This is a genomic window from Pseudomonas sp. Tof1, assembly GCF_055390395.1.
This window is the reverse complement of record NZ_AP024344.1, coordinates 2,715,148-2,731,911: the sequence shown is the minus strand read 5'-3', so window position 1 is coordinate 2,731,911 and position 16,764 is coordinate 2,715,148. Positions and strand designations below refer to the sequence as shown.

The 16,764-nt window shown below is 64.1% G+C and carries 17 protein-coding genes and 1 pseudogene; 8 read left to right on the top strand and 10 right to left on the bottom strand.

What is annotated here, in order from left to right; genetic code table 11:
* Positions 1 to 35 precede the first annotated feature (35 nt).
* Together ACZ5KU_RS12655 and ACZ5KU_RS12650 are read left to right on the top strand one after the other, a co-directional pair.
* A complete protein-coding gene (locus tag ACZ5KU_RS12655; protein ID WP_054062572.1) occupies positions 36 to 1,238 on the top strand; it encodes an MFS transporter in 1,203 nt (400 codons plus the stop codon).
* A 169-nt stretch (positions 1,239 to 1,407) separates the two neighbouring features.
* Positions 1,408 to 2,004: an NUDIX domain-containing protein gene (locus ACZ5KU_RS12650; protein WP_054059120.1), complete on the top strand. Its 597-nt coding sequence runs from the start codon at positions 1,408 to 1,410 to the stop codon at positions 2,002 to 2,004.
* Between the two features lie 6 nt (positions 2,005 to 2,010).
* Here ACZ5KU_RS12650 and nadE read toward each other — a convergent pair whose 3' ends face one another.
* From nadE to ACZ5KU_RS12635, 3 genes and pseudogenes are all read right to left on the bottom strand, one after another.
* The gene (gene nadE, locus ACZ5KU_RS12645; protein ID WP_054059121.1) at positions 2,011 to 2,838 is read right to left on the bottom strand and encodes an ammonia-dependent NAD(+) synthetase; all 828 of its coding nucleotides are present in this window, start codon (positions 2,836 to 2,838) and stop codon (positions 2,011 to 2,013) included.
* A 1-nt stretch (position 2,839) separates the two neighbouring features.
* Positions 2,840 to 4,069 carry a nicotinate phosphoribosyltransferase gene (gene pncB / locus ACZ5KU_RS12640; protein ID WP_054059122.1) on the bottom strand — a complete coding sequence of 410 codons (1,230 nt, stop codon included), beginning with the start codon at positions 4,067 to 4,069 and terminating at the stop codon, positions 2,840 to 2,842.
* 3 nt (positions 4,070 to 4,072) lie between these two features.
* Positions 4,073 to 4,725, bottom strand: a pseudogene (locus tag ACZ5KU_RS12635) (isochorismatase family protein).
* A 168-nt stretch (positions 4,726 to 4,893) separates the two neighbouring features.
* Here ACZ5KU_RS12635 and ACZ5KU_RS12630 point away from each other — a divergent pair.
* The 4 genes from ACZ5KU_RS12630 to ACZ5KU_RS12615 are packed head-to-tail and all read left to right on the top strand — an operon-like array spanning position 4,894 to position 6,680.
* Complete coding sequence (locus tag ACZ5KU_RS12630; protein WP_054059124.1) at positions 4,894 to 5,439, top strand: adenylyltransferase/cytidyltransferase family protein; 546 nt, start codon at positions 4,894 to 4,896, stop codon at positions 5,437 to 5,439.
* Between the two features lies 1 nt (position 5,440).
* On the top strand, positions 5,441 to 6,157 hold the full coding sequence (locus ACZ5KU_RS12625) for an NUDIX hydrolase (protein WP_054059125.1): 717 nt from the start codon (positions 5,441 to 5,443) through the stop codon (positions 6,155 to 6,157).
* A gap of 8 nt (positions 6,158 to 6,165) precedes the next feature.
* Entirely contained in the window at positions 6,166 to 6,588 is a 423-nt protein-coding gene (locus ACZ5KU_RS12620; protein WP_464737254.1) for an NUDIX hydrolase, read from the top strand.
* A complete protein-coding gene (locus tag ACZ5KU_RS12615) occupies positions 6,525 to 6,680 on the top strand; it encodes a hypothetical protein (RefSeq protein ID WP_464737253.1) in 156 nt (51 codons plus the stop codon). Before ACZ5KU_RS12620 ends, ACZ5KU_RS12615 begins: the two co-directional genes overlap by 64 nt.
* Here ACZ5KU_RS12615 and ACZ5KU_RS12610 read toward each other — a convergent pair.
* From ACZ5KU_RS12610 to ACZ5KU_RS12600, 3 genes are all read right to left on the bottom strand, one after another.
* The gene (locus ACZ5KU_RS12610; RefSeq protein ID WP_464737252.1) at positions 6,675 to 7,517 is read right to left on the bottom strand and encodes a PhzF family phenazine biosynthesis protein; all 843 of its coding nucleotides are present in this window, start codon (positions 7,515 to 7,517) and stop codon (positions 6,675 to 6,677) included. The genes ACZ5KU_RS12615 and ACZ5KU_RS12610 overlap by 6 nt on opposite strands.
* A gap of 66 nt (positions 7,518 to 7,583) precedes the next feature.
* Complete coding sequence (hemB, locus tag ACZ5KU_RS12605) at positions 7,584 to 8,558, bottom strand: porphobilinogen synthase (RefSeq protein ID WP_054056483.1); 975 nt, start codon at positions 8,556 to 8,558, stop codon at positions 7,584 to 7,586.
* Positions 8,559 to 8,731: 173 nt separating this feature from the next.
* On the bottom strand, positions 8,732 to 9,055 hold the full coding sequence (locus tag ACZ5KU_RS12600) for a hypothetical protein (protein ID WP_464737251.1): 324 nt from the start codon (positions 9,053 to 9,055) through the stop codon (positions 8,732 to 8,734).
* 196 nt (positions 9,056 to 9,251) lie between these two features.
* On the opposite strand from ACZ5KU_RS12600, the gene ACZ5KU_RS12595 reads away from it, so the two are divergent.
* A complete protein-coding gene (locus tag ACZ5KU_RS12595; RefSeq protein WP_054056481.1) occupies positions 9,252 to 9,566 on the top strand; it encodes a hypothetical protein in 315 nt (104 codons plus the stop codon).
* Positions 9,567 to 9,807: 241 nt separating this feature from the next.
* On the opposite strand, the gene rtcA is transcribed toward ACZ5KU_RS12595, so the two are convergent.
* From rtcA to ACZ5KU_RS12575, 4 genes are all read right to left on the bottom strand, one after another.
* Entirely contained in the window at positions 9,808 to 10,827 is a 1,020-nt protein-coding gene (gene rtcA / locus ACZ5KU_RS12590; protein ID WP_054056480.1) for an RNA 3'-terminal phosphate cyclase, read from the bottom strand.
* Positions 10,828 to 10,839: 12 nt separating this feature from the next.
* Positions 10,840 to 11,628 (bottom strand): nucleotidyltransferase domain-containing protein, encoded by a 789-nt coding sequence (locus tag ACZ5KU_RS12585; protein WP_464737250.1) that lies wholly within the window; start codon positions 11,626 to 11,628, stop codon positions 10,840 to 10,842.
* A gap of 127 nt (positions 11,629 to 11,755) precedes the next feature.
* Positions 11,756 to 12,982, bottom strand: coding sequence for an RtcB family protein (locus tag ACZ5KU_RS12580; RefSeq protein ID WP_054056478.1), 1,227 nt, complete (start codon positions 12,980 to 12,982; stop codon positions 11,756 to 11,758).
* A 390-nt stretch (positions 12,983 to 13,372) separates the two neighbouring features.
* On the bottom strand, positions 13,373 to 14,920 hold the full coding sequence (locus tag ACZ5KU_RS12575) for a TROVE domain-containing protein (protein ID WP_054056477.1): 1,548 nt from the start codon (positions 14,918 to 14,920) through the stop codon (positions 13,373 to 13,375).
* Positions 14,921 to 15,124: 204 nt separating this feature from the next.
* Between ACZ5KU_RS12575 and rtcR the strand changes: the two genes are divergently transcribed.
* Positions 15,125 to 16,732, top strand: coding sequence for an RNA repair transcriptional activator RtcR (rtcR, locus tag ACZ5KU_RS12570; RefSeq protein ID WP_464737249.1), 1,608 nt, complete (start codon positions 15,125 to 15,127; stop codon positions 16,730 to 16,732).
* The last annotated feature ends 32 nt before the right edge of the window (positions 16,733 to 16,764 follow it).

Below are 16,764 nucleotides of genomic sequence, written 5' to 3'. Positions count from 1 at the left end.
CTGCCCTACCCGTCCCGTTCCAGAGCTTCCCGACCATGTCGACCCACCCCCACGCCACGCCCGTGATGACCCGCGCCCTGGTGATGCTGTTCGCCTTCTGCTGCGGTGCCATCGTGGCCAACATCTACTACGCCCAGCCGATCATCGAACTGATCGCCCCGGACCTGGGCATCTCCGCCCACAGCGCCAGCCTGATCGTCTCCCTGACCCAGATCGGCTATGCCCTGGGGCTGTTCTTCCTGGTGCCGCTGGGTGACCTGCTGGAGAACCGCAAGCTGATGATCGCCACCGTGGTGGTCTCGACCCTCAGCCTGGTGGCCGCCGGCCTGTCGCGGCAGCCCGGTGTGTTCCTGATGGTGTCGCTGCTGATCGGCTTCAGTTCGGTGTCGGTGCAGATCCTGATTCCCCTGGCCGCGCACCTGGCCCCGGAGGCGTCCCGCGGGCGGGTGGTCGGCGGGATCATGGGCGGCCTGCTGCTGGGCATCCTGCTGGCCCGGCCGCTGTCGAGCGTGGTGGCCGACCACTTCGGCTGGCGCACGGTGTTCATCGGTGCCGCGGTGCTGATGCTGTTCATCATGCTGGTGATCCTGACCACCATGCCCAGGCGCCAACCCAGCCACAGCGCCACCTACGGGCAACTGCTCGGTTCACTGGGCAAGCTGTTCCGTGACCAGCCGGTGCTTCGCCAGCGGGCCTGGTACCAGGGGTTGATGTTCGCCACCTTCAGCCTGTTCTGGACCGCCGTGCCGCTGGAGTTGTCACGGGTCCATGGCCTGTCGCAGTCGCAGATCGCGCTGTTCGCCCTGGTCGGCGCGATGGGCGCGATTGCCGCGCCACTGGCCGGGCGCCTGGCGGATGCCGGACACACCCACCGCGCCTCACTGCTGGCGATGCTGCTGGCGACCCTGAGCTTCGTTCCGGCGCTGGTTCACCCGGCCTATAGCGTGATCGGCCTGGCCGTGACCGGCGTGCTGCTGGACTTCGCCGTGCAGATGAACATGGTGCTCGGCCAGCGCTCGGTGTATGCCCTGGATGCGGCCAGCCGCGGGCGGCTCAATGCGCTGTACATGACCAGCATTTTCATCGGCGGTGCCATCGGTTCGGCAGTGGCCAGCAGTTTGTACGAGCAAGGTGGCTGGGCGGCGATCATGGCGCTGGGCAGCGCCCTGCCGCTGGTGGCGCTGCTGAGCTTCCTGGTGGTGGCCGGTCGGCAGAAACGGCTGGCTGCGGTGGCCTGACCATCGGGATTGGTGGTGACCGGTCTTTGGTTTTCGCGGATGAATCCGGCTCCCGGTTTTGTGGCGCACACAGGATTTGGGCTCGGCACGTCATTCGCGAAGGCGCCCCCCCACAGCCACCACCGAATCCAAGTATGATCGACATTTTGCTCACCACAGGGCGTGGATCATGACCGCAACGAAAGACCGGGTTCGCATCGTCGACAGCACCGTCCTCTCCGACGACTGGTACCTGCTGAAGAAAACCACCTTCGATTTCCTGCGCAGCGACGGCACCTGGCAACGCCAGAGCCGCGAGACCTATGACCGTGGCAATGGCGCGACCATCCTGCTGTTCAACCGGGAAAAACGCAGCGTGGTACTGACCCGCCAGTTCCGCTTCCCAGTGTTCGTCAACGGCCATGACGGCATGCTGGTGGAGGCCGCCGCCGGCCTGCTGGAGAACGCCTCGCCCGAAGAGCGGATTCGCGCCGAGGCCGAGGAGGAAACCGGTTACCGGGTGCAGCATGTGCAGAAGATCTTCGAGGCCTACATGAGCCCCGGCTCGGTCACCGAAAAGCTGCACTTCTTCCTGGGCGAGTATGACGGCGACAGCAAGGTCGGCCATGGCGGCGGCCTGGAGGCCGAGGGTGAAGACCTGGAGGTCCTGGAGCTGTCCCTGGAAGATGCCCTGGCGGCAGTAAGGCGCGGGGAAATCGTCGATGCCAAGACCATCATGCTGTTGCAGTACGTGGCCTTGAACAACACCCTCGATACCCCGCGCTGATCCACCTCAGACCGGCGAGTACGGCAAGGCCCGCTTGTGCGCGGTCCGGGCGTAAGCCGCTTCGATGATTGCACTGACCTGCGCCGCCACCGGCTCGCCCAACAGGTAGGCGTCGATCTCGGCGTAGGTGCAGCCATAGGCGGCTTCGTCCGGCTTGCCCGGCACCAGCTCCTCCAGGTCCGCCGTCGGCGTCTTGAACACCAGGTGCTCCGGTGCGCCCATGGCCGACGCCAGCCGACGCACCTGGCCCTTGGTCAGGCCCGACAGCGGCGCCAGGTCGCAGGCCCCATCACCGAACTTGGTGAAGAAGCCCATCAGCGCCTCGGCGGCATGATCGGTGCCCACCACCAGCCCGTCGACGAAATTGGCCAGCGCATACTGGGTCATCATCCGCGCCCGGGCCTTGACGTTGCCCTTGACGAAATCCACCCGGGCCGGGCTGGCTTGCAACGCCTCGACGTCGAGGCTGTCCATCAGCCCCTCGACACAGGCCGAGATATTCGCGCTGCTGATCTCGTCCGGCCGGATGAACGCCAGGGACGCCTGGGCATCGCTTTCGTCGGCCTGGGACCGGTACGGCAGGCGCATGGCGATGAAACGTGCCGCCACGCCCTCCTCGCGCAACTGCTCGACCGCCAGTTGGCACAGCCGGCCGGCGGTCAGCGAATCGACCCCGCCACTGATGCCGAGCACCAACGCCCGGCAGCCGGAACGCTTGAGCGTCGCCTTGATGAAGTCGATACGCCGGGCCAGTTCCACGGCCTCGTCACCACCGGCCAGTTGCCGGTTCACGCCGAGTGCCTGGGCAATACGATCCTGAGTCGCGGTTCCCATCTCACACCTCCAGTTGCCGATTGATTTCAGTCACCTTGAACACCTGCGCCGCGTAGCGCAGGAACGACGGGTCTTCACAGACGTTCTTCACCGGGTCGTCGGAGAACTTCACCACCGGTTCGCCGTGCACCCGCACCAGCTTCATCACGATGCTCAGCGGTTCGACACCCTCGACGTCGCACGCCAGGCTGGTGCCCATGCCGAAGCCGAAACGTGCCTTGCCCCGCACATGGCGCATGATCGGCAGGCACTTCTCGAAGTCCAGGCCATCGGAAAACATCAGTTCCTTGCTCATCGGATCGATGCCCAACTGCCGGTAGCGCGCCAGCACCTTGTCGGCCCAGACCAGCGGATCACCGGAGTCCTGCCGCAGGCCGTCGTAGAGCTTGGCGAAGTACAGGTCGAAGTCCTTGAGGAAAAAGTCGGTGCTGATGCAGTCGGTCAGGGCGATCCCGAGCCGGCCGCGATACTCGCGTACCCAGTTTTCCAGGGCTGCGTTCTGGCTTTCGCGCAGGCGACCGAGTTGCTGGTGCACCATCAGCCACTGGTGGGCCATGGTGCCGATCAGCGGCAGGTCGAACTCGTAGGCCAGATGGGCGTTGCTGGTCCCGACGAACACCCCGGGGAAGTCGCGGCGCATGATGTCCACCACCTCGCGCTGGGCGCGGAACGACAGCCGCCGGCGGGTCGAAAAGTCCGACACCCGCAGGTCGGCCAGTTCCTCGCGGCTGAGGTTCTTCTCCAGCCATTCGAACTTCTGGTAGAGCTTGCGGCTGACGTCCTCCAGCAGCACATCCGGGTACTTCTCGCGGTTGCGCAACTCGCTGACCAAGGCCAGCACCGGCTGCTCGAACATGATGCAGTGCAGCATTGGCCCGCGGACGCGGATAGCCAGTTGCCCATCCACTTCGCTGACGTGGATGTAGCGCAGGTTGAAGCGGAACAGGCCGAGGAACTGCTCGAAGTCCGCCGTCAGGTACTCGCGAAACCGCCGGTTGAACAGGAAGCGCAGCTCGCCTTCGCGCATCTGCAGGCCGGCGAGCTTTTCCAGCTCGGTGCGCACTTCGGGAATCAGGTGGCCGAGCTTCTCCCGGGAACGGACGATGAACTGGTATTCCACCTCGACGTTGGGGTGCTGGTGCAACACCGCCTGCATCATGGTGAAGGTGTAGTAGTCGGTATCCAGCAAGCCCTGGATGACGCCGCCTTCGCGGTTGAATGCGCTTTCCATGAATTACTCCTTGTGGCCGGTCGCACGGACCAGCTGTTCGCGACTGTTGACGACTTCGATACGCGCCTGCTGCAGGTCGTGGATGGCCTGCTGCGCGCCCTCGGCGCTGATGGCCCGGCAGGCCGGCAGGTAGACGATGACCTTGAAACCGGCCCCGCCAGTTGCAGCGCGGTGGTCTTGACACAGAAGTCCAGGGCCAGGCCGCCGACGATCACCTGTTGGACCCCGCGGGCATTGAGGTACTCGATCACCCCCGTGGAGAGCTGGTGGTAGAGGTCATGGAAACAGGCCCCGTAGGGGTGCAGCGCCGGCTCCACGCCTTTCCAGACGAAGTAGTCGTAGTCCTGGGGCGCCGGCAGTTCGTCAAGCAGGGTGAATCCTTCGGTGCCGGGGACGCAGTGGCTGACCCAGGTCAGGTCGGCATGTTCCAGGCCGGTGGGCTTGAGCATGTCCTCGTGGGACTCGACCACCCAAGGCGCCTGGGGACTGTGGGCGTCCTTGCTGCCGACGCGGATCCCGGCCAGCGAGGCCATGAAGTTCAGCTCGGCACCGATCAGGTGGCCACCGACGACCGGCAGTTCATCCGGGCAGAGTGGCGTGAAGCCCTTTTGGGCATCGACATCGAAGGCGGCGGTCGTGATCACTTGAGCAGTCATGGCAGGTTCTCCCTTTGCGATGAGACAAAGGTACATGTCATGTACTTTCAAATCAAGCCCGATTTCAAAAATATTCAGATCACCCATTTAAAAGCTACGAACCGCGAGGAACCCTTCTTGACCAATAAGTACATGACAAGTACTTTTAAGAAAAAGGAGATACCTTCCATGTACGAGCTCGCAATTTATGGCGGCGCCTTCAACCCGCCCCACGCCGGTCACGCCCAGGTCATGATCGAGGCTTCGCGCCATGCACGTTCAGTGTGGGTGGTGCCCTCCTTCAGGCACCCCCATGGCAAGCGCATGGCCGAATACGAGCGGCGCCTGGGCTGGTTGCAGGCAATCGTCGAACAGGTGCGGCCGGCCTGCGCCTCGGCGATCTCGGTGAGCCGGATCGAGCAACAGTTGGCCCGACTGACCGACGCACCGATCTACAGCTATGGGCTGCTCTGCACCCTGGCCGACATCACCAGACTGCCAACCCGACAGATCGCCCTGGTGGTCGGGCATGACGTCGCCGCGCAACTGCCGGACTTCCATCTGGGTACGCAACTGCTCGAACGGTTTTCGGTGCTGTGCGTGGATGAACAGGTGGGAGTGCGCAGCACCCTGCTGCGCGAACGGCTGGCCCTGGGCGAGACACTGCCAGCCCACTGGATGGCACCGGGGATGAATCCGGTAGACTACGGACTCTATGCCGCACACAGGAACTGACATGCCGGACCCGATCCCCAGCTCACCGAAGAAAAGCGACTACCTGCACACCGTCGACCTGTGCGTGCTTTTCTACTGCCGCGAGACGCAGGCGCTGCAGATCCTGCTGCACAAGCGCGAGGCCGAGCCGTTCCAGGGCCATTGGGCGCTGCCCGGCCTGGTGGTCAACGGCGCGGTGCCCGACCTGACACTGGCCGACGCGGTGGAACGCCTGCGCGCCAGCGACAAGGTCAACCTGCCGCTGGCCTGGATCGAACAGGTCGGTACCGTCGGCGATGCCTTCCGCGATCCCCGCTGCTGGTCCTCCTCGACCTACTACCTGGCGATAGTCGCCGAACCGCCGAGCCTGAACGAACACCAGGCCTGGTTCGCCCTCGACAGCGTTGCCGACGGCTCGTTGCGCCTGCCGTTCGATCACAACACGCTGGTGGCGGCGACCCAGGAACGCCTGCTGTCCAAGTCGCTCTACAGCAGCCTGCCGTTGACCTTCCTCGGCGCCGAGTTCAGCGCCCCCGAGGCCACTGCGATCTTTTCCCTGGTGCTGGCGCGCCCGGTGCTCAAGACCAGCACCCGCCAGCGCCTGCTGAAGATGACCGAAGCCGGTTACCTGCGCGAAACCGGGCGCAAGAAACAGGGGGACGGCGGCCGCCCGCAGGCCACCCTGGAAAACCTCAAGCCCGGTGCCCTCTACCTGTTCGACCGCTGTTTCCTGGAGTGAAAGCCCGCATGAAGCCCGATACCGAATCCGAATGCCTGTTGCACACGCCCTACTTCGACGTGGTCAAGCAAGGCGGCTATTTCATCGTCAAGGAACGCCAGGCCATCAACGGCGTGGTGGCGATCCCGGTGATGCCCGACGGACGCCTGATGCTGGCGGTGCTGCAGCGCCGGGCCATCGGCGCGCAATCCATCGAGTTTCCCCGTGGCGCGATCGACCCGGGCGAGACCGCCCGCGATGCCGCGGCCCGCGAGCTGCTGGAGGAGACGGGCTGGCCGGCGCGCAATGTCACGGAGCTGGGGTTGCTGCACAGCAACACCTCACTGATCGCCAGCGCGGTGGCCGTGTGCAAAGTGGACATCGAGGGGTGGCCAGCGAAAGCACCGATGGCGAAGTCGACAAGGTACTGTTCGTCACCCGACAGGAACTGATGGCGATGATCGCCGCGGGCAGGATCACCGACGGCCACACCCTGTCGGCCGCCATGATGCTGGTCGCCCAGGCTCCCGGCCCGACGTTATAGCGTCACGCTGCCGCTGATGCAGGTCACGGCGGCACCGCCGACCCAGATCTCGTCGCCGACCTGCTCCACCCGGACCCGCCCGGCACGCCCCATCGCCGTACCCTGGCTGACCCGATAGGACTGCGGCGCCCGCCCCTCGCCCAGCAGCCAGCGGGCGATGCCGGCGTTGAGGCTGCCGGTGACCGGGTCCTCGGGCATGCCGTCGCCGGCGATGAAGGCCCGCACCTCGAACTGGCACTCATCGCCATCGAGTTCCGGATGCCAGGGCGCAACGACACCCACGGTCAAGCCTGCCAGTTGCACGTAGTCGGGCCTGATCGCCAGCACCCGCCTCCGGTTGGGCAACATCAGCACCATCCAGTCCGCCCCGTTGTCGACCCACTGGGCCTCGAGCACGTCTTCAGGCGCCAGGCCAAGGCCCAGTCGGGCCCGCTCGCGCAGTTCCGGCTCGACCGGGCCGGCACGCAGCAGCGGTGGCGCAAGAAACGCCAGGTCCTCGCCCTGGCGGCGAATCCGTACCAGGCCGACGCCACACTCCTGGATGATCTCGTCGCCCCTGGGGACACCGCCGGCCTCCAGCCAGGCATGACAACTGCCCAGCGTCGGGTGGCCGGCAAAGGGCAGTTCCCGGGTGGAGGTGAAGATCCGCACCCGATAGTCCGCCCGCGGGTCGCGGGGCACCTGCAGGAAGGTGGTTTCGCTGAGGTTGGTCCAGGTCGCGAAGGCCTGCATCTGCTCGTCGGTCAACGCATCGGCGGCGAACACCACGGCCAGCAGATTTCCCTTGAGGGGTTGGCGACTGAACACATCCAGTTGCTTGAAATCGTGCTGGCTCATGGTGCTACTCCCTGTCGAAAGAACGTGATCGGTGGTCAGTGCGCCATTTCAACACACAACCCTCGTTCAAATCCCGTCGCGGGCAATGTCCATCGCAAAGTAGGTCAGGATGATATCGGCGCCGGCGCGCTTGATCGCCCCCAGGCTCTCGCGCACCACGCGATGCTCGTCGACGGCACCGGCCTGGGCGCCGAACTTGATCATCGCGTATTCACCGCTGACCTGGTAGGCCGCCAGCGGCAGGCGCGAGGCTTCGCGGATATCGCGGATGATGTCGAGGTAGGCCCCGGCCGGCTTGACCATCAGCGCGTCAGCGCCTTCCTGCTCGTCCAGCAGCGACTCGCGCACCGCTTCGCGGCGGTTCATCGGGTTCATCTGGTAGGCCTTGCGATCACCTTTCAGCGCGGTGCCACCGGCTTCGCGGAACGGCCCGTAGAGGGCCGAGGCGAACTTGGTCGAATAGGCCATGATCGAGGTATCGAGAAAGCCGGCGGCATCCAGCGCACCGCGGATGGCCTGGACCTGGCCATCCATCGCCGCGGACGGCGAGATGAAATCGGCCCCCGCCTGGGCCGCGACCACCGCCTGGCGGCCGAGATTGCGCAGAGTCGCGTCATTGTCCACCGCATCGCCATGCAGCACGCCGCAATGACCGTGGGAGGTGTACTCGCAGAAACAGGTATCGGACATCACCACCATTTCCGGCACGGTGTCCTTGCAGATCCGCACCATGCGCGCCACCAGGCCCTGCTCGTTCCAGGTGTCGCTGCCATCCGCGTCGAGGTGGTGAGACACCCCGAAAGTCATCACCGACTTGATCCCGGCACGGGCGTAGCGCTCGATCTCGCTCGCCAGCTTCTTCTCGGGAATCCGCATCACCCCGGGCATGCTGGTGATGGGTACGAAATCATCGATGCCCTCCTCGACGAAGATCGGCAGGACCAGGTCGTTGAGGCTGAACTCGGTTTCCTGGAACAGGCCGCGCAGGCTTTCGTTACGGCGCAGGCGACGCAGGCGCGTGGTCGGGAATAGCTGTGACATGGAATTTCCCAAAGCAGATTCAGAGACGGATTCAGAGGCTGCCGAGCTTAGGTCAATCGACCAGCGGTTTACACCGGCAGATCAGGAAAGCTCTATTGCACCCCCTGCAACAGTCTGCCGCCCACAAGACCCGCGGCACCAGCGGTTTTCACCGCGAAATCAAGACTTGCCGGTCATTTTCCGGCCATCCGGCCTGTTGGCCAAACCGCCAGCGGTGGTGAATTTGCAGCATGTAGTGCGATAAAAAAATCACTACAAAACCATTGACGGGCGCTTTTTGCCCTTGCATGATGAAGCCACTCCCCGATCGGGAGTGCTGCAAAAAGCTGTTGTGACAACAGGCTCGACAAGCCGTCGAGCTGTTCCGGATCTGTACTGCCCACAAGGCAGATTGATGAAGCTGACCTGTCGTGATCGTCCCAACGGGCGAGAAGCACCGGCCTAACATCCTCAAAATGCTTGTGGCTGACTTCGTTACTGTCGTCGGCGCCGTTCAAGGATCGCGCTGCTGCTTCTTTTCGTCGAGACGTCCTGTGTAGCGGGCCTGAACCCACGCTACACGAATCATCACCAGGGCTGGCGCCACATTCCACGGGCAGTATTGCCCGCATGCGGCACCTCAGCAATTCGCCGTCTTGGCAACGATACACGCGTAAACCAGACAGATTAACGAGTGGTCAAAGGGGCTTTAACATGAATCTGAACAATCATCCAACTCTCGATCAACTGGCTGAACTGTTCGCATCCCGCAAGGACAGCCACGACGACCATATCCTCTGGATCAGCGAAACCGGAGAGGTAAGGCTCGATCGCCGCGCGTCCCATGTCGACGAGCAGCATTTCAGCCGCGCCCAGCCCAACCTGCTGGCCTGCCTCGTGATGTACCGTCGCGGCCAGGGCTACACCGGGAAAAAGGCGGCGGCGGACAAGGACTTCATGGGCCGCGTCATGCAGTCCCTGAAGGCCGAATGGGCCTCCCACCATCACGCGCTGGCCAAGAGCGCCTGACGGCTTGAGCCATCGAGCCCACCCATGATGGGTGGGCTCACCCCCACGCTCCCACCGACGTGCAAAAATCCAGAATCCTGCCGGATTTGCCCAGCTCAGCGTAGCGCCTCTCTTCCACACTGAAGTCATTGCCGATCACCTGCGGCCCGATTCCATTGAGGAGAACCCCACGGGCGACCGCGCCTTCGCGCCCAGGGCCTGCCACCGGGTCAGTTCCGGCGCCAGCGGCAGCCGCGCTTAGTCAGGCCCGACACTCGACGTGCAGCACACCGTCCGCGCCTGACGTGCAGCGCATTTCCAGTGGCAGGAAGGCTTCGATCACCCGCATGTTGCTCTGCAGGTGCCCGGTCATCTGCGGCGTGGTAAAACTCCCACCGCCCGCCATCGCCATGGGCAGTAGCAGTTGATCGGCCAGATGCTCGCCCACCGCCGCCTTGCTGTTCAACCAATGCCGTGCCGCGTCGACCGCCGCATCGGCGACCGCCTCGGAGCGCACGTTGAACTGCCCGAAGGCGCAGAACACCTCGCTCAACCGCTCGCAGCGAAACTCCAGCAACAACACGTTGCCAGGGCTGTCCGCCGCGATACGCTCCGTGCGACAGGCCTCTTCGGGCAAGTGCAGGCGCTTCGCTACCCGGGCCAGCTCACGCTGGGCAACGTCTTCGACAATACCGCCGAGCAGCACCCGCGCATCACGCGCCAGCACTTCACCGCGCTCGGTCAGGTACAAGGGCTGCAAGGTGGAAGGCTGGACGAACACTTCCAGTTCGCCACCCCCGGCCGGCACGAAGCCGTGGCGCAGCAGTTGCAACTCGACCTTTGCGCCCATCCGCCGCAGCAGCGGCAACCAGGCGCGCTCGAGGAACTCGTATGGCGGTGCCAACGGGTTGTGGGTTCCACCACTGATCAGCACCCGGCTAGGCTCCGGCGCCCGCAGCAAGGCCGGCAGCAAGGTCTGCAACACCAGCGAACAACTCCCGGCCGTACCGATGGCAAAGCGGAAATCCCCGCCCCGAATCGCCCCCGGCTCGAAATACAGGCTTTGCGAACCCAACTGTGCGCCTTCCACCTGAGCCCCACAAACCTCGGCAGCCGCCAGCACCGCCGTCAAGTGCTGACGCAGCAGGCCGGGCCGGCTGCGCCGTGCCCGAATGTTACCGATACGCAGTGCCCGCCCGGTCAACATCGACAGGCTCAGGCCGCTGCGCAACACCTGGCCGCCGCCCATGGCGCCGTCCAGTTCGATCATGTCCTTTTTCATAGGCTTCCTGAATCATGCATAAGTACGGACCATCTCCCTCAGGTAGTGGTCCAGTCGTTCACTGTTCTCATGGGTGCGCGGCAAGACCGGCACCGGCCGCTCCAGTTGCGCCTCGATGAAGCCGTGCAACGCCGGGCGACGCGGGCCATGGGCGGCCTCGTCGGCGCTGCGCTTGAGGTGCAGCAACTCATCGACTTCCGCCAGCAGCATCGGATCGTCGACCGTCCCGAGCAGCGCATCGAAGGTCATCGGCGGCCGCCCCCGTCCCAGGTCGATCCAGCGCACCGCCAGCAGGGGCCGCAGCACGTAGAAGTACTTCTTGAAGCGCACCGTTTCCCCTTGCAGGTAGCCACGAAAATTCTTCCTGGCCATCGACAGGTAGTGATTGCGCGCGGCGGGCGGGCTGTAGAACGCCTCGGCCAATTCACGCAACGAACGGGTCGCGGCCTCCTCACGGCGATACACCAGGGGCGAATCGAGCCATTCGAGCAGGGTCGGGTTGGACTTGCGCAGCAACCCCAGGGTCTTGCGCAACTCCCAGCCACCGATATCCAGCTCATCGTCCAGCGGCCGCTCGATCACATCCCGTGCCTCGTTGACCTGGATGAACCAGTCCGGCTTTTCCACATAGACGAAGCGCACATCGTAATCGCTGTCCGTCGAGGAAAAACCCCAGGCGCGGCTGCCCGATTCGCAGGCATACAGCACCTTCACATTGCGCTCGCGCTCTATCCGCGCCAGCTCCTGCAACACCCGGGCACGCATGGCGTCATCCAGCGGGTGGCGTTCGAAGTGTTCCATTTCCCTATCCTTTCAACCGGTTGCACTGGCACCCCATGCACTCAACAGGCGCCGCCCCGTCCAACATGATCTTCATCCTTCTTTTGCAACGGAGCAGAGTCCCCCTGGGCAACCCCATCCCCTTGCCCTACCCCTTCACACAAACCACCTGCCGCAAGGTATGCAGCACTTCCACCAGCTCACGCTGGGCGTGCATCACCTGGTCGATGTCCTTGTAGGCCATCGGGATCTCGTCGATCACCGCTTCATCCTTGCGGCACTCCACATGGGCCGTCGCGCGGATCTGGTCTTCGACCGTGAACATCTGCTTGGCCTTGGTCCGGCTCATGACCCGCCCGGCACCATGGCTGCAGGAGCAGAACGATTGCTCGTTACCCAACCCGCGGACGATGAAGCTCCTGGCCCCCATGGAACCGGGAATGATCCCCAATTCACCCTTCTTCGCCGAGACCGCGCCCTTGCGGGTCACCAGCACCTCTTCACCGAAATGCCGTTCCTTCTGCACGTAGTTGTGGTGGCAGTTCACCGCCTCCAGCGCCACGTCGAACGGCTTGCGAATCACCTGGCGCGTGGCGGCGATCACCGCCTCCATCATCACCGCACGGTTCTGCCGGGCGAAGTCCTGGGCCCAGGCGACCGCTTCGACGTAGTCGTCGAAGTGCTGGCTGCCTTCCTCGAAGTACGCCAGGTCCCGGTCCGGCAGATTGGCGATGTGTCCGCGCATATCGGCACGGGCCAGTTCGATGAACAGGTTGCCGATAGCGTTACCGACACCACGCGAACCGCTGTGCAACATGAACCAGACCCGGTTCGCCTCATCCAGGCAGACCTCGATGAAGTGGTTACCCGACCCCAGGGTTCCCAGGTGCTTGCGATGGTTGGCGTTCTTCAGTTTCGGGTACTTGTCGGCAATGGCCTTGAACCGCGGCTCCAGCGCCGACCAGGCCAGGTCGGCCACACTCGGTACCTCTTCCCAGGCGCCTTTATCACGGCCACTGCGTGGGCTGGTACGACCATGGGGAACTGCCCGCTCGATGGCGCTACGCAGGCCCTGCAAGTTGTCCGGCAGGTCGCTGGCGGTCAGCGAGGTGCAGGCAGCAATCATCCCGCAGCCGATATCCACGCCCACCGCCGCCGGGATGATCGCGCCCACCGTCGGGATCACGCTGCCGATGGTCGACCCCTTGCCCAGGTGCACATCGGGCATCACCGCCATGTGCTTGAAGATGAACGGCATCTTCGCCGTGTTCATCAGTTGCTGGCGAGCCTCGGGCTCGACCGGAACCCCCTGGGTCCAGAGTTTGATCGGTTTGCCGTTGGCGACTTCGAGCAAGGTGTAGGTCTGGTCTTGCATATTCTTCATTTCCTGATGGCCGCAACTTCGGCCTTGTCCTGGTTTGACGGCGACAACGAGGGGTGAAACCTGCGCCACGCTCTGCCATTGAGCTATCACCTTGCGGTGTACGGGAATCGAACCCGCGACCACGGCGTACTGTAGTTCCACCGGCATTCGCCGGGTAAATCATCAAAAGGGTGGTACGACAAGGGAAGTGACTGATCCGTGTTGCCACGGGCCGGATTCAGACCGGCATTCAGATGTACAGCCACTGGCATTCGTACCTTTCGTGACAACCGACAAGAGGGTGATGAGACGTCTTTGGATGTAGTCCCACCGGCATTCGGTTGCCGCGAAATTCAACAGGGTCGCGCCCTGCCCATCACGGGCGAGCAGGCTTTCCTTCGTTCAGATCGGCAGTTCGTCGATCACCTGCACCCAGTGCCGCGCACTGTAGGTGCCGGCGGTGAACTGGTCGATGACATCGAACACCGCGTCACTGAAACCGCCGACATTGAGGATGTCCGGCCGATCCGGTGCCTGGGTGCTCGCCCCGGGCTGCAGGTCGATGCAGATCAGGCGCGCATCGGGGTTGATCCGGCGCAGACGCTCCCACTGCAACAGGGTTTCACTGGCGCCATAACGGCGATCATCGATCCAGGATTCGTTGTCCGAGACCAGGATCAGGGTATCAACCCTGGCCTTTTCACGAACCAACTGTGCCAGGGGCGCCGAACAGCAGGTTCCCCCGCCACCGATCGCGGCCAGTTTCTGGGCATTGCTCATGACGCTGTCGCGTGGGTTGAGCTGCACCTTCACCACCTCGTTTTCAAAGGGCATCACCCTCGCCTGCGGCGTCTTGCGCAGCACGGCAGCCGCGATCATCGCCGCCACATCGATGCAGCGCACCGCCGTGGTCGCCCCCTGGCGATAACCGGTGACCGGGCTGTGCATGGAACCGGAAACATCCGGGCAGACCACCACCGAGCCGCGCAAGGCCGGGACATTGTCCAGCGACAACTCCAGGGCATCCTGCAACGCCTCGCCAATCACCGCCGGCACCTCCTCGCCGATCATCCGGTAGGCCGCGAGCAACTGGTACGGATAAACCCGCGCCTTGGCCACCTCCTCCGGGCTCGACAACCGCGCGGCCACCGCCGCGGCACATCCCGCAACCTTGAAAGCATCGTGGCGGGCCAGGGTGTTCAGGTTCATCCGTAGGGCCTGCCAGCCCATGTTCATCGCCAGCTCCGCCCACTGCTGCGGGTCCAGTGCCTCGTTGCCCAGCAACTGGAACGGTACCTGCGGCAGTTGCCGGCTCGCCCCGCCACGAAACTCCAGCAGCGATCGGGTCAGCGGCGGCAAGGCATCGAACGCCACCGGCTTGCCGATCACCCAGGCGAAGAATGCCTCGCGCCAGGCCTCTGCCGGCTTGGGATGAACCATCTTCAGCACGTCGGCCAGGGACGGCTGGTTACCCACCGAAGCCTGCAGCAACTGTCGCTCGCTGGCGTTGTTCAGCCACTCCTGGACCAATCGCTTGGGCTGCGAGCCCAGCGACTTGCGCCCGGTGACACCGCTGCGCAGGATCTGCACGAAGTTGCGCAGCATCTTGCCGCTGTCCACCACCTGGGCGAATACCACCGGCAGCATCACCGACCGCTGGGCCGCCAGGGCTGCCAGCAGCAAGGCCGGCATATCCTTCATGTGACCGTGCTGGCGAGCGTAGATCGCCGCCTTGGCGACGAAGGCACTGTCGACCTCGGCCACCCGCTTGAGCACTTCGTCCAGCTGACCTTGTGCGCTGGCATGGTAGGTCTGGTTCAGGCAACCGGTCACCGCCAACTGTGCCAGGGCATGGCGAGCCGTGTAGGCGTATGCCGCAGCGCCGGAGGCATTGTGGGTATCACAGGCCACAGGCTGGGTGCGGGTCTGGAACAGTTGGGTGTTGGCCATCTTGGCTTCTCGCTCTGTTGTCTCGTTCGTTGCCAGAGATATTGCAGAGCACGTGCCAGCTTTCCAGAACCCGCCCAATATTTTTATAAACAATTGATTTTATTGATAAAAATATTTTAACCCAAAAAAATCCAACTCAATGACCCGACGACCCCGTGATTTTTATTTATCATTGGATATCGTCATTTATCCAAAAAGATAAACATGTCCAGCAAGCGTACGGTCACCATCGGTTTCATCGGTTCCAACCTCGATCGCGTCGGCAAGGGCGCCAACCGCTGGGGGCATTGGCGGCCCAGCATCGGCCTGTGCCAGCAGCCCGACCTGCTGGTCCATCGCTTCGAACTGATCCACGGCACCGATGCCCGCGATGTCAGCCTGGCCGAGCGGATCCGCAACGACATCCGCCAGGTATCGCCGGAAACCGAGGTGCGCCTGCACCCCATGACCCTGCGCAACCCCTGGGATTTCGAGGAGGTGTACGGCGCGCTGGACGACTTCACCAACGCCTACCACTTCGATACCGAGCATGAGGAGTACCTGGTGCATATCACCACCGGCACCCACGTGGCGCAGATCTGCTGGTTCCTGCTGACCGAAGCGCGCTACCTGCCGGCACGCCTGGTGCAGACTTCGCCGGCCCGACGCCTGGACGAAGAGGCCCGGGCCACCGGCACCCACACCCTGATCGACCTCGACCTGTCGCGCTACGACCGGATCGCCAAGCGCTTCAGCGACAGGCGCCTGGAGGGCCTGGCCTTTCTCAAGTCCGGGATCGCCACCCGCAACGCCGCCTTCAACCGCACCATCGAGCAGATCGAGCGGGTCGCCGTGCGCTCACGTGCACCGATGCTGCTGATTGGCCCGACCGGGGCCGGCAAGTCGTTTCTCGCCCGACGCATCTATGAACTCAAGCGCAACCGGCATCAGGTCGAGGGCCGGTTCGTCGAGGTCAATTGCGCCACCCTGCGTGGCGATGGCGCCATGTCGGCGCTGTTCGGCCACACCAAGGGCGCGTTCACCGGCGCGCAAAACAGTCGCGAGGGGCTGTTGCGGGCAGCCGATGGCGGCCTGCTGTTTCTCGACGAAATCGGTGAGCTGGGCCTGGACGAACAGGCGATGCTGCTCAAGGCCATCGAGGAGAAACGCTTCTTCCCGCTGGGCTCGGACAAGGAGGTCGACAGCGATTTCCTGATCATCGCCGGCACCCATCGCGACCTGCGCAGCCGGGTGGCCGAAGGCCTGTTCCGCGAGGACCTGTACGCCCGCATCAACCTCTGGACCTTCGACCTGCCCGGCCTGGCGGACCGCCGCGAAGACATCGAGCCGAACCTGGATTTCGAGCTGGAGCGCCACGCCCGCGAACAGGGCCACCTGGCGCGCTTCAACGTGCAGGCGCGGCGCCGCTACCTGGCCTTCGCCTGCTCCAGCGAAGCGAGCTGGCTGGGCAACTTTCGCGAGCTGTCGGCCTCGATCACCCGCATGGCGACCCTGGCCGACAGCGGGCGTATCGACGAAACCCGCGTCGAGGAGGAGATCGGCCGCCTGCGCCGCGCCTGGGGCCTGAGGGAAGCCACGGACGCCGTGGAGCGCCTGCTCGGCGAGGGCGCCGGGGATATCGACCTGTTCGACCGCCTGCAACTGAAGGCGGTGATCGAGGTCTGCCGCCGTGCCAGCAGCCTCTCGGATGCCGGCCGACTACTGTTCAACGCCTCGCGCCAGGCCAAGGCCAACCCGAACGATGCCGACCGCCTGCGCAAGTACCTGGCACGGTTTGACCTGGACTGGAAACAGCTGAAGGACGACGCTTGAGGGCATTGCGTGGGATAAAGGCGCTCAAATGA